A 12,485-nucleotide genomic window follows, 5' to 3' on the forward strand; every position below is an offset into this window, starting at 1 on the left:
TGTCCCACAAGAGAAAAATGCTGGCTAAATTTGCAGGCACAGCAAAGTGCATCATCAACAGAATCAAATGCTGCGACGATCGCATCTCCCCACGTGTTTAAGTACATCGCATTTTCTGCTCTCAGTATGACGGCACCCAAGCTTCGGATCATGTCGAGCGCACGCTCTCGCTCTGAAGCATTCATGGACGAAAAACCGACAACGTCGATAAAAATCAAAGACAATGGCAGGATACGACTATTGGGATACTCCCCCGCAGCCTTGAGTTTTTCCCGTATTATTGGGTAGAAATCGTCCATCATGTCGGACACCCGTTTTTCCAGGCGCTCGCGTTCATGTTTTTCGGCCAAATAGCGTTGCTGCTCGATGCGAAGCTTTACGGTAAGATCACGGATTTCCGACTTCAGCTGCTCCACGTCATAGGCCTTTGGGGCATCCACCGTAAGGCGGACTGCATCCTCCTCCATGGACGGTACCCATCTACGCAAAGAGATTTCGCAGTCCGGGAATGCCCGCGATACCTCCTTGATCAATGCCGGAATCGTGGCGATTTCGTCGCCCAAAAACCTATCTTTAATGCTGACACTTAGAAGTATCCGATTCTTATCTGGAAATTCTATCGTTTGATCTAGTTCGTCCGTCACAATATCAGCGCACAATCCTGTGCATTCATCGCAAATAAACACGGATGGGCCAGCTATGAGCTTGAGCACCTCGTTTTGTGATTTGCCGCAAAAACTGCAGTACAATAGTCCGCCGGGCGGCGTCGTGGGACTTTTCTTTTTTGTGACAGGCCGCCTTTTGCGGCTGGCCGCGGCGTCTTTTTGTTCATCTGTCGTGCGGGTCATTGCACCATGATCCTCCCGATCGGGGGGACTTTGCTGCGCTTTTTTGCGCGTTACAACAGGGTCGTTAAGGGACTGCGCTCATGGTTATGTATTTCGCGGTCGATTTATTCTTTTCTTCGTATCGTCCTGGTGCTCAGTGTAGCCCCAAGAGGCGAGATGGCGCGCCCCTAATGCACCCTGGCCTTCCCTCCTCGGGACAAGCCCGAGGATGACGCCAGGCGGCCCCGAGTTCTAGTGAACTCGGGCTTTGCCTATGCTCAACCCATCCGCTCCCGCTGACACACTGATCACATCCCCGTCGGAGAGGTCGCCGTTGAGCAGGCGCCGGGCGATGGGGTCGATCAGCTCCTTCTGGATGACGCGCTTCAGCGGCCGGGCGCCATAGACGGGGTCGTAGCCGCGCTCGGCCAGCCAGGCCTCGGCCGAGGGGTCGAGGGCCAGGGTCATGCGGCGGTCGGCGAGCAGCTTCTCCACCCGGCGCAGCTGGATGCGCACGATCCCGGCCATCTGCTCGCGGCCCAGGCGCTGGAACAGCACGATCTCGTCGATGCGGTTCAGGAACTCGGGCCGGAAGTGGCGGCGCACGGCGTCCATGACCATGGGCCGGGCGGCCTCGATGCCCTCTTCCATCATCTTGGCGCCCTCCTCCGCCGCCAGGAACTCTGAGCCCAGGTTCGAAGTCATGACGATAATGGTGTTGCGGAAGTCGACCGTGCGGCCCTGGCCGTCGGTCAGGCGGCCGTCGTCCAGCACCTGAAGCAGGACGTTGAACACGTCGGGGTGGGCCTTTTCCACCTCGTCGAAGAGGACGACCTGATAGGGGCGGCGGCGCACGGCCTCGGTGAGGGAGCCGCCCTCGTCATAGCCCACATAGCCGGGGGGCGCGCCGATGAGACGGCTGACCGAGTGCTTCTCCATGTACTCGCTCATGTCCATGCGGGTGACGGCGGCCTCGTCGTCGAAGAGGAACTCCGCGAGGGCTTTCGTCAGCTCGGTCTTGCCGACGCCCGTGGGGCCCAGGAACAGGAAGGAGCCGATGGGGCGGTTGGGGTCTTGCAGACCTGCGCGGGCGCGTCGGACGGCGTCGGCCACGGCGGTGAGGGCCTCGTCCTGGCCCACCACGCGGGCGCGCAGGCCCTCCTCCATAGCCAGCAGTTTTTCGCGCTCGCCCTCCAGCATCTTTTCGACGGGCACGCCGGTCCAGCGCGAGACGACGGCGGCGATCTGTTCGGCGTCCACCACCTCGGGCGTGAGGGCGGCGGTCTGTTCCTCGGCCTGCTCGGCCTCGGCCAGCTGCTTTTCCAGCTGGGGGATCTGGCCGTAGGCGATCTCGGACGCGCGGCCCAGGTCGCCCTGGCGCTGGGCGGTCTCAAGCTCGATGCGCAGGCGGTCCAGGGTCTCGCGCAGCTGGGCGCCCTGGCCGACCTTTTCCTTCTCGGCCTTCCAGCGGGCGGTGAGGTCGGCGGACTGGTTTTCGAGGTCTTCGATCTCGGCCTCGAGGTCGCCCAGGCGGGCCATGGAGGCCTTGTCGGTCTCCTTCCTGAGGGCCTCGCGCTCGATCTTGAGCTGAACGAGGCGCCGGTCGATCTCGTCCAGCTGTTCGGGCTTGGAATCGACCGCCATGCGAACGCGGCTGGCCGCCTCGTCCACCAGATCGATGGCCTTGTCCGGCAGGAAGCGGTCGGCGATGTAGCGGTTGGAAAGCGTGGCGGCCGCGACGATGGCGCTGTCGGAAATGCGCACGCCGTGGTGCAGCTCGTACCGCTCCTTCAGGCCGCGCAGGATCGAGATGGTGTCCTCGACCGTGGGCTCGTCCACGAACACCGGCTGGAAGCGGCGGGCCAGGGCCGCGTCCTTCTCCACGTGCTTGCGGTATTCATCGAGGGTGGTGGCGCCGACGCAGTGCAGCTCGCCGCGCGCCAGGGCGGGCTTGAGCAGGTTGGAGGCGTCCATGGCGCCGTCCGTTTTGCCGGCGCCGACCAGGGTGTGCATCTCGTCGATGAAGAGGATCACCTGGCCCTCGGCGGCCGAGACCTCGTTGAGCACGGCCTTGAGCCGCTCCTCGAACTCGCCGCGGTATTTCGCGCCGGCGATCAGGGCGCCCATGTCGAGGGCCAGCACCTGCTTGTCCTTGAGGCTTTCGGGCACATCGCCGTTGACGATGCGGCGGGCCAGGCCCTCGACGATGGCGGTCTTGCCGACGCCGGGCTCGCCGATCAGGACGGGGTTGTTCTTGGTGCGCCGGGCCAGGACCTGGATGGTGCGGCGGATCTCTTCGTCGCGGCCGATGACCGGGTCGATCTTGCCGTCGCGGGCGGCCTGGGTCAGGTCGCGGGCGTAGCGTTTCAGGGCGTCGTAGGCGTCCTCGGCCGAGGCGGAGTCGGCGGTCTTGCCCTTGCGGATGTCGGCGATGGCGGCGTCCAGCCTGTCGGGCGCGGCGCCGGCGGAGGTGAGGATGCCGGCGGCCACGCCGCCGTCCTTGCTGAGGGCGTGCAGCAGCCGCTCGGTGGTGACGAACTGGTCGCCGCCGGACTTGGCGGCGGCCTCGGCGGTGGCGAAGACGCGGGCCAGGTCGCCGTCGAGATACAGCTGGCCCGAGCCGCCCGAGACCTGGGCGCGCTTTTGCAGCGCCGTCTCAAGGTCGCGCTCGGCCCTGGCGGCGTCGCCCCCGGCGGCGGTGATCAGTTTGCGGGAAAGCCCGTCGCGCTCCTCCAGCAGGACCTTGAGCAGGTGCTCGGGGGCGAACTGCTGGTGGCGGCGGGCCAGGGCCAGGCTCTGGGCCGACTGGATGGCCTGCTTGGCGCGGTCGGAATAGGCGTCGATGTTCACTCGTGGTGTCCCCAAATACTGGCCCGAAATCTAAGCCCAGTTGGAGCGCGGCCAACTGGACCGATTTCGGTCTGAACGGCGGATCGGCCAGCGCGTCCTTTTTAGCTTGGCCTAACGCTCGCCGCGCGGCGGCTCGCTGCTTCAGGCCAGTGCAAGCAACGCGCCGGTTGTTGCCCGGCTCATTTGGGTGTGGCTTATGGGGCACACAAGAGGGCGCCGCCGATGATCCCGCACGAGGCCTGGCCGGTCGATCCGGCGGTGCTGCCCGCCTTCCTGGCGGCGGTGGCGCTGATCGAGCTGACGCCGGGGCCGAACATGACCTGGCTGGCCATCGCCTCGGCTCAGAGGGGGCGCCGGGCCGGACTGGCGGCCGTGGCGGGCGTGACCCTGGGGCTGGCGGCCTGGATGCTGGCGGCGGCCTTCGGCCTGACGGAGCTGCTGCTGGCGGCGCCGTCGCTGTACCAGGCGGTGCGCTGGGCCGGGATCGCGTTCCTGCTGTGGCTGGCCTGGGAGGCCTGGGCCAGCGAGCCGGGCCTGACCGAGGTGAACGGCGGGGCGGGCAGGCTGTTCGTGCGGGGCCTGGTGGGCAACCTGCTCAATCCCAAGGCGGCGGCCTTCTATGCGGCGCTTCTGCCGGGCTTCATACGGCCGGATCACGGGGCGGTGCTGACCCAGGCCCTGACGCTGGGCGCGCTGCACCTGATGGTGGCGGTGCTGATCCACGGCCTGATCGTGCTGGGGGGCGCCGGGGCGGGCATGAACCTGACGCGGACGCTGGGATCAAGGCGCTTACGGGCCGTGGCGGCCCTGGGCATAGCGGCGGCGGCGGTGTGGATGGCCTGGCAGACGCGGGGTTGAGAAAAGCAAGCGCCCGGCGGGAGCCAACCCGCAACCTGGGCGTTAGGGGCCCGATTGGGGGAGTATCGGCGCCATGCATCCGCGTGACCGACGCGAGGTTTTGATCCGATCCGGCGGGGCCATGGGGCGCCTGATGACCGAGAAGGACTGGTCGGCCTCGCCGCTGGGACCGATCGAGTCCTGGTCGCCGGCGCTGTTCCAGTCCGTGTGCGTGGCCCTGTCGTCCGAGGTGCAGGTCTGCATGTTCTGGGGGCCGGACTACTGCGCCCTCTACAACGACGCCTATGCGCCGACGATCGGCGAGAAGCACCCGGCGGCCCTGGGACGGCCGGCGCGCGAAACCTGGACCGAGTTGTGGGACGACCTGGAGCCGCTGCTGGACGGTGTGCGCGACACGGGGCAGACCTTCGCGGCTCAGGACCGGCCCTTCTACATCGAGCGCCATGGCTACGGCGAAGAGGTCTATTTCGACGTCTCCTACTCGCCGGCGCCCGAAAGCGACGGCCGCTTCGGCGGCGTCTTCTGCATCTGCAACGAGACCACCGAGCGGGTGCTGGCCGAGCGGGCGCTGAAGGCCGAGACCGAGGCGCTGGAGATCCTGAACCGCACCGCCGCCCAGGTGGCCGCCGAGCTGGACCTGGAGCGGCTGGTCCAGACGGTGACGGACGCGGGCGTGGCCCTCACCGGGGCCGAGTTCGGGGCGTTCTTCTACAACGTCGTGGACGAGAGCGAGGAGAGCTACATGCTCTATTCGCTGTCGGGCGTGGACCGCAGCCACTTCGACAAGTTCCCCATGCCCAGGAACACGCACGTGTTCGCCCCGACGTTCGTGGGGGAAGGCGTGGTGCGCTCAGACGACATCACCAAGGACCCCCGCTACGGCAAGAACGACCCCTATTACGGAAAGCCCAAGGGGCACCTGCCGGTGACCAGCTATCTGGCGGCCCCGGTCATCAGCCGCTCGGGCGAGGTGATCGGCGGGCTGTTCTTCGGTCACGCCGAGGCGGGGGTGTTCGACGAGCGGGCCGAGCGGCTGATCGTGGGGCTGGCGGCGCAGGCGGCGATCGGCATCGACAACGCCCGGCTGTTCCGGGCCCAGCAGCGGCTGAACGCCACCCTGGAGCAGAAGGTCTCCGAACGCACCCAAGAGCGCGACCGCACCTGGAAGGTCAGTCAGGACCTGCTGGCCGTGGCCGACCTGGAAACCGGCCAGCTGAAGAGCGTGAACCCGTCCTGGACGCGGCTTCTGGGCTGGAGCGCCGAGCAGCTGACCGCCCACGACCTGCGCTGGCTGCACCCCGAACATGGCGATGAGGTCCGGCAGGCCCTGGCGCGGCTGAAGGGCGGCGAAGCGGTGGTTCACGTCGAAGGCATGGCGCGAACGGCGGCGGGGGGAAGGCGGCGCATCTGCTGGACCTGCGTACGCGTCGAAGACCAGGTCTATTGCAGCGGCCAGGACGTCACAGATCAGCACGCCCAGGCCGAGGCGCTCAAGGAAACCGAGGCCCAGCTGCGCCAGGTGCAGAAGATGGAGGCCATCGGCCAGCTGACCGGCGGTCTGGCCCACGACTTCAACAACCTGCTGCAGATCGTCATCGGTAATCTGGACATGATGGGCCGCCGGCTGGACGGGCCGGGGCGGGAGAAGCTGGGCCGCTATGTGGACCACGCCCTGGCGGGCGCGCGGCGGGCGGCGACCCTGACCCAGAGGCTGCTGGCCTTCGCCCGGCGCCAGCCGCTGGACCCCAAGCTGCTGGACGTCAACCGTCTGGCGGCGGACATGTCCGAACTGCTGCACCGGACCCTGGGCGAGACCGTCGAGCTGGAATCCCTGCTGGAGCCGCGCCTGTGGGCGGTGGAGGCCGACCCCAACCAGCTGGAGACCGCGATCCTGAACCTGGCGCTGAACGCGCGCGACGCCATGCCGGAGGGCGGGCGGCTGACCCTGTCCACCGCCAATGTGGAGCTGGAGGCCGGCGGAGAGGGCGAGACCGCCGGGCCCCACGTCATGATCGCCGTGTCGGACACCGGCCAGGGCATGGCGCCTGAGGTTCTGGCCCGCGCCATCGACCCCTTCTTCACCACCAAGGGTGTGGGCAAGGGCACCGGGCTGGGCCTGTCGATGGTCTATGGCTTCGTACGCCAGTCGGGCGGGCGCCTGGCCATCGAGGCCGAGGCGGGACAGGGCGCGACCGTGCGCATCTATCTGCCGCGCGCGGACGGCGAGGCCGCCGCGGCGCCGCCCGAGACGGCCGTGCGCGCCCCGCGCGGTCGCGAGGAAACGGTACTGGTCTGCGAGGACGACGACGACGTGCGCGCCTATACGGTCGATGTGCTGCGCGAGCTGGGCTATCGCGTGCTGGAGGCGCACGACGGCCCCGCCGCCCTGCGCCTGCTGGAGCGCCAAGGCGGGACGGTGGACCTACTGTTCACCGATGTGGTCCTGCCCGGCATGACCGGCGCCGAGGTGGCTGAGGCCGCCCAGGCGCAGCAGCCCGACCTGAAGGTGCTGTTCACCACCGGCTATGCGCGCGACGCCATCGTGCACGGGGGGCGGCTCGACCCCGGCGTGGCGCTGATCACCAAGCCCTTCACCTATCAGGATCTGGCGGCGCGCGTCCGGGACAAGCTGGACGGGTAGGTGTAACCAAGTTGGGGAAAGCCGGGCGCCTCGCACAGCCGCGTGAGGCTGAATAGGGACCAGCAGCCCTCCCCCTCGAGGGGAGGGGAGTGCAAGGCGCGATTTGGCGGGCCCGCAGCCCGCCCCCATATGCGCCGCCGATGCCTCGCTCTTCAGACCGCCGCCGCTCGCCCGCCCCGCCCGAAGCGGCGCCCGCCAACCCCCAGACCGTCGCCGCGCTGAGGAGTCTGTTCGGCCTGATCGGCCGGTCGGGCGCGCCTCAACTCAGGTTGCGCATCGCGGCGGCCTTCGTGCTGACCCTCGTGGCCAAGGTGCTGGGCGTGATGGCGCCCCTGGCCCTGGGCGCCGCGGTGAACCGGCTGGCCGAGGATCAGCCCGCGGGCGTCGGCGTGGCCCTGGGCTTTTCGGCCTTCGCCATCGGCTGGGCGGGCATCCGCTTCCTGTCGGCCGCCCTGCCGGAAATCAGAGGCGCCCTGTTCGCCCCGGTCAGCCAGGCCGCCCAACGCCGGGCGGCCACCGAAGCGTTCGGTCACGCCCTGTCGCTTTCCCTCGATTTTCACCAGACCAAGCGGTCCGGCGCCCTGTCGCGGACGGTCGAGCGCGGCGCGCGGTCGGTGGACTTCCTGCTGCGCATCCTAGCCTTCAACCTGATCCCGACCGTGCTTGAGCTGGTGCTGGCGGCGGCGGTGCTGGCGGGCAAGTATGACTGGCGCTTCGGCCTGATCGCCGTGGGCACGGTGGCGGCCTATGCGGCCTTGACCTTCGCCGTGTCGGACTGGCGCCTGGCGCATCGGCGCGAGATGAACACGGCCGACAGCGAGGCGGTGGGCAAGGCGGTCGACGCCCTGCTCAACTATGAAACCGTCAAGTCCTTCGGCGCCGAGACGCGGGCGGTGGCCGGCTATGAGGCGGCGCTCAGCGCCTATGGCCGGGCGGCGGTGCGCTCGAACACCTCGCTGGCGTTCCTGAACGCAGGTCAGGCGCTGGTCATGAACCTGGGCCTCGGCCTGTTGGCGGTGCTGGCGGGCATCGAGGCGCTGAACGGCCGCATGGGCCCCGGCGACGTGACGGCGGCCGTGCTGATCCTGATCTCGGTGTTCCAGCCCCTGAACATTCTGGGCTTCGCCTATCGCGAACTACGCCAGGCCTTCATCGACATGGAGGCCATGGGCGAGCTTCTGAAGCAGCGGCCCGAGGTGGGCGATGCGCCCGGCGCGCCGGACCTGCCGCCGCCGACCGACCAGAGGGGCGGCGAGGTGGCCTTTGATGAGGTGGGCTTCCGCCATTCGGCCCGGTCGGCGGGCCTGTCGGGGATCAGCTTTACGGCGAGGCCCGGCCAGACTGTAGCCCTGGTGGGCGCGTCGGGCGCGGGCAAGTCGACCCTGGTCAAGCTGGCCCTGCGCCTGCTCGACCCGCAGGAGGGCCGGGTGACGCTGGACGGCTGCGACCTGAGGGATGTGACCCAGGCCTCGGTGCGCCGGGCGATCGGCCTGGTGCCGCAGGACGTGGCCCTGTTCAACGACAGCCTGCGGGCCAACATCGCCTTCGCCCGCCCCGAGGCCAGCGAGGCCGAGATATGGGCGGCGGCCGAGGCGGCCGAGCTGGGCGAGTTCATCCGCGGCCTGCCCGAGGGGCTGGAGACCCGCGTCGGCGAGCGTGGGCTGAAGCTGTCGGGCGGCGAGCGTCAGCGGGTCGGCATCGCCCGCGCCCTGTTGGCCGATCCGCGCGTGCTGATCCTGGACGAGGCCACAAGCGCGCTGGACAGCCGCACGGAGGCGGCCATCCAGGAAACGCTGAAAAGGGCGCGCCGGGGCCGCACGACCCTGGTGGTGGCGCACCGGCTGTCCACCGTGGCCGACGCCGACCAGATACTGGTCCTGAAGGCGGGCCGCATCGTCGAGGCCGGCCGCCATGCCGAGCTGATCGCTCTCGGCGGCGAATACGCCAGTCTGTGGAAACGGCAGACGCGGAAGGCCTGAAGGACGCCGTTCGACTTCCTTTGTCATCTGAAAGCGTTAAGGTCGCCCCAGGGTTCAGTAGAGTGGGCGTGGCGTGATGGGCGTATCCGACGACTCGGTCAGGGACACGATCGAGACCTTCCGCGACGTGGCCGCGGGGCAGTCGGACTGGTGGTCGGCCATGGAGCAGCTGGCGGCCGTGACCGGCTCGATGGGCGGAGAGCTGATCGGCCTGGGGCGCGACGCCGCCGTTCCCTTCAACCTGATGACCGGGTGCGCGCCCGAGACGGCGGCGGAATTCTTCGCCGCCGGCGGCGGGGACACGCGGGTCAACTCGCGGGTGCGCCGGGGTTCAGTCATCGGTGAACTGGTCGTGCTGGACGAGGCCGACTTCACGACGGCCGAGGACATGGCGCGCAATCCTGAGTACGCCGAGTGGATTCGCAGGCACGACATGCACAACGCCTGCCTGACGCCGCTGGTGAAGGGGCCGGACCTGCTGGTGGGTCTGTGCGTGCTGCGGACCGAAAAGCAGGGCAATGTCAGCGCCGAGGAGAAGCGCGCCTTCGCCGAACTGGCGGCACACGCGCGCGCGGCCGTGCGCACACAGATGGCGTTGCAGGATCACAGCCTGGCCCTGCTGACCGAGGCCTTTGAGGCGATCCGCGCCACCGTCTTCCTGTGCGGCGGCGACGGGCGTGTGCGCGCCATGACGCCGTCGGCCGAGGCCCTGGCTTCCGCGGGCGATGGCCTGACCGTGCGCGAGGGGCGGCTGGCGCCCGCCGCTCCGGCCGACCGGTCGGCGCTGGACGAGGCGATCCGGCGCGCCGCGGCGGGGCTGATCGACCCGGGACCGCCCCTGGCCCTGGCGCGCCCGCCGGGCGACGACGCCCTGCTGGTCGAGGTCGCGCCCGCGCCGCGTCGCCAGCCGCTGGGCTTCAACGTCGCCGTGCTGGTGATCGTCAGGGACTTTTCGCCGAACGCGGCGCGTATCGCTCAGGCGGCGCGGGCGCTCTATGGCCTGACAGACGCGGAAGCCGCCGTGGCGGCGCAGCTGGCGCTGGGGCGGGCGGCGGCGGCGATCGCCTATGACCGGGGGGTGGCGCTGGGAACGGTGCGCTTTCAGGTGCGCCGCATCCTGGAGAAGACGGGCGCCGGCAGCCAGCTGGAGCTGGCGGCCCTGCTGGCCCGCCTGTAGCGCGAAGGTCGCACCCGGGCCCCTGTATGCAATTTTGCAGATGCGCCCTGCGGCCCGGCCCGCCCTAATGGGCGGACAGGGGCCAATTGGACGAGGATAATCCGATGAAGATCATCATGATGGGGGCGGCCGCGGCTGTCCTTCTGGCGGGCGCCGCCCAGGCTCAGGAGCAGCGCTATACGGCCTGCACCTCCCACGCCTTTACGCCGTCGAACGAGACCAACTTCGTGCACACGCGCGTGATTCCCGAAGGCTCATACTGGCAGGCCATGTCGGCGCGGTTCCGGACCCATCTGGAGAACCGCTGGAGCTCGGATCGCTTCTCGACCGCCAGCTGCATCGCGCCCACCAGCCGCGGCGACGCCGAGGCCCGTCTGCGCGAAGAGATCGCCCGCTATCATCGCCGCGAGTCGGGACGGGTGATCCAGATCGACTGGAACGACCCGGGCTTCCGCTAAGGCCGGTCGGACGGCGAAGGGATGAAAGCCATGACCCGTAATCCGACGATGGGCGTGCTGGCGCTGGCCGTTGCGATGACCGCCCTGCCCGCGGCGGCCGAGACGGTGCTGCTGGACTGCGACGTCAGCATCGTCTCGAACTCGAACTACAACGGGACGGAGCGATCCAACACGCGCGAGTCGGGGACCTGGCGGATTCGCCTGGAGCCGGACAGCTCGCGTGCGACCATCGTCACCGCGCCGTTCGTCTATCGCGTGGGATCCTCGGACGTGCCTTTCCGCCTGAACGGGGAACCCGTCAGTATGCGGACGAGCGAGGATGCCTACACCTTCTGCATCCAGGCCAACCTGTCCTGCGACACCCAGGTCGGCATGCGCAACGGCCGCTACAGCGTCAGTCAGGCGCGGATCGACCGCCGCAGCGGCGCCTTCCGGGTGGTCGTGGACTCGGACAACGACCTTCTGCAGGGCTGGGGTCAGCACACCTACAGCGGAACCTGCCGCCGGGCGCCCGACCAGCAGTTCTAGGCGGGGGCCGGGCAAGTCCCGGCCCTCTTCGTTCCGGCCGCGCAAGGGATGGCGGCCATAGGAGTTTAGTTATGCACACCGTGACCGTATCGCGCCGCAAGGGCGTAGCGAACGGCCTTGGCCGAGCGATCGCGCTGATGGCGCTGGCCCTGATGATGGGGCTCGGCCTGGCGCTCAGCGCCCAGGCCCAGTCCGTGGACCGTTGGGGCCTGTCGGCCCGCGACTGGCAGGTGATGAACTCGCGCGATGTGCGCCAGCGCATCGGCTTCCCCGGCGCGGCGCCTCGCGTCCTGGCGGCGGCGCGACAGGGCGACGCCAAGGCCATGGCGGTGATCTCAGGCGCCTATGCGACCGGAGACGGCGTGCCGCGCAATCCGGCCGAATCCATGCGCTGGGCCCAGGCCGCGGCGCAGCAGGGTGACGCCTTCGGCCACCATGTGCTGGCGCTGAACTACTATCACGCCACCGGGGTCCCGAGAGACCTGGCTCTGACGCGGCGGCATCTGATCCTGGCCAGCGACGGGGGCCGAGCCCTGGCCTCGTCGGTGCTGGCCGACTTCTACATCCGCGGCGAAGGCGTCACGCCCAATCCCACCATGGCGGCGCGCTACGCCCGCCCGGCGGCGGAGGCCGGCGTCCCCGGCTACGCCTATGTCTACGGCATGCTCAACCTGCCGGGGTCCAATGCGCTGATCGACTTTGACGCCGCCCGCCGCTGGCTGCGCACCGCCTGCGAGCGGGGGGACGACAAGGGCTGCGAGGCTTCGGCCGCGCTGGAGCATCAGACCCGCATTCTCGAGGGCGACACGGCCGAGGGCCTGTTCGTCTCCACCTGGGGTCAGGGCGTGGTCGGCGCGCGCACCGACAGCGCCTTTCCGGACATGCCCTGCGTCACCACCATCGGCGTGGCCAGGAACGGGAACTTCCCTTCCTTCGACATCGACTGGACGCGGACGCGGGTTCGCCGCACGGCCCAGAACACCCTGGTGTTCGAAGGCGCCGTCCAGGTCGGCCAGGAGGTGCGCAACCGGCTGGTGATTTTCGAGCGCGACGCCGGCGGCGACGCGATCGCCAGGCTCGACGCGCTGGAGCGGCTGGGGCGCCTCAACGCCATGTGCCAGAGGTTCGCGAGCGGCTATTGAGCCGCCAGGCGTCACGGTCGGGGCG

General features: G+C 68.9%; 8 protein-coding genes and 1 pseudogene. 7 read left to right on the forward strand and 2 right to left on the reverse strand.

Annotated features, from left to right (window positions below):
• Positions 1–632: 632 nt before the first annotated feature.
• Both Q0812_RS05570 and clpB read right to left on the reverse strand, forming a co-directional pair.
• Positions 633–749: pseudogene (locus tag Q0812_RS05570) on the reverse strand (ClpX C4-type zinc finger protein); the annotation flags it as partial.
• A 330-nt stretch (positions 750–1,079) separates the two neighbouring features.
• Positions 1,080–3,677 carry an ATP-dependent chaperone ClpB gene (gene clpB, locus Q0812_RS05575; RefSeq protein WP_302109325.1) on the reverse strand — a complete coding sequence of 866 codons (2,598 nt, stop codon included), beginning with the start codon at positions 3,675–3,677 and terminating at the stop codon, positions 1,080–1,082.
• A gap of 222 nt (positions 3,678–3,899) precedes the next feature.
• Here clpB and Q0812_RS05580 point away from each other — a divergent pair, with 222 nt between their 5' ends.
• The 7 genes from Q0812_RS05580 to Q0812_RS05610 all read left to right on the forward strand — a co-directional run bounded on the left by Q0812_RS05580 (position 3,900) and on the right by Q0812_RS05610 (position 12,460).
• Positions 3,900–4,535, forward strand: a complete 636-nt coding sequence (locus Q0812_RS05580; protein WP_302109326.1) for a LysE family translocator — start codon at positions 3,900–3,902, stop codon at positions 4,533–4,535.
• A gap of 133 nt (positions 4,536–4,668) precedes the next feature.
• A complete protein-coding gene (locus tag Q0812_RS05585) occupies positions 4,669–7,176 on the forward strand; it encodes a GAF domain-containing hybrid sensor histidine kinase/response regulator (RefSeq protein WP_302109327.1) in 2,508 nt (835 codons plus the stop codon).
• A 140-nt stretch (positions 7,177–7,316) separates the two neighbouring features.
• On the forward strand, positions 7,317–9,155 hold the full coding sequence (locus Q0812_RS05590) for an ABCB family ABC transporter ATP-binding protein/permease (RefSeq protein WP_302109328.1): 1,839 nt from the start codon (positions 7,317–7,319) through the stop codon (positions 9,153–9,155).
• 76 nt (positions 9,156–9,231) lie between these two features.
• A complete protein-coding gene (locus Q0812_RS05595; protein WP_302109329.1) occupies positions 9,232–10,332 on the forward strand; it encodes a hypothetical protein in 1,101 nt (366 codons plus the stop codon).
• A gap of 104 nt (positions 10,333–10,436) precedes the next feature.
• Positions 10,437–10,790, forward strand: a complete 354-nt coding sequence (locus Q0812_RS05600; protein ID WP_302109330.1) for a hypothetical protein — start codon at positions 10,437–10,439, stop codon at positions 10,788–10,790.
• Between the two features lie 30 nt (positions 10,791–10,820).
• Positions 10,821–11,318, forward strand: a complete 498-nt coding sequence (locus tag Q0812_RS05605; RefSeq protein WP_302109331.1) for a hypothetical protein — start codon at positions 10,821–10,823, stop codon at positions 11,316–11,318.
• Between the two features lie 71 nt (positions 11,319–11,389).
• Entirely contained in the window at positions 11,390–12,460 is a 1,071-nt protein-coding gene (locus tag Q0812_RS05610; RefSeq protein WP_302109332.1) for a tetratricopeptide repeat protein, read from the forward strand.
• Positions 12,461–12,485: the final 25 nt, after the last annotated feature.

Origin of the sequence: Peiella sedimenti (genome assembly GCF_030504955.1) — a bacterium.
GTDB lineage: Bacteria > Pseudomonadota > Alphaproteobacteria > Caulobacterales > Caulobacteraceae > Brevundimonas > Brevundimonas sedimenti.